The 420-nt window shown below is 58.6% G+C and carries 1 protein-coding gene; it reads left to right on the top strand.

Features of this window, described 5'->3' with window-relative positions; genetic code table 11:
- Positions 1-420: peptidase C39 family protein (locus tag BK660_RS31850; protein ID WP_185045349.1), on the top strand; the 420-nt coding region annotated here is incomplete at both ends.

The following is a 420-nucleotide window of genomic DNA, read 5'->3' as shown; positions in this document are numbered from 1 at the left end:
GGCCATGGCGGGTGCAGCCCGCAGGGATTGGCGTTGGCGGCGTGGCGTCGAGGCTACAAGGTGGGTTTGCAACTGAGCCTGGCCGGGCCATTGTTTCTCGACGGTGTGCGGGATGCGCATAAAAAAGACGTCATGCGCCTCGTGCACGAAGAGTTCACGGGGCAATTGCAGGAGACCGATGTTGAGTGTTTGATCGGTGCGTCTCTGGATCTGCCGCGACTGCTGGACGCCGGTGGACAGCCACTGGTATTGATCAGCAGCTATCGACTGACGCGCTCCAAGTCGCCGCACTGGGTAATCGTGACCGACTGCGACGAAGATTTCGTTTACCTGCACGACCCGGATGTCGATCACAGCCAGCATCGACAGCCCATGGATTGCCAACATGTGCCAGTCAGTCATGGTGAATTCGAGAAAATG

This window comes from Pseudomonas brassicacearum (assembly GCF_003732265.1).
GTDB classification, from domain to species: Bacteria; Pseudomonadota; Gammaproteobacteria; order Pseudomonadales; family Pseudomonadaceae; genus Aquipseudomonas; species Aquipseudomonas brassicacearum_D.
The sequence above is the reverse complement of the archived record's forward strand: the minus strand, read 5'-3'. Positions and strand labels throughout refer to the sequence as shown.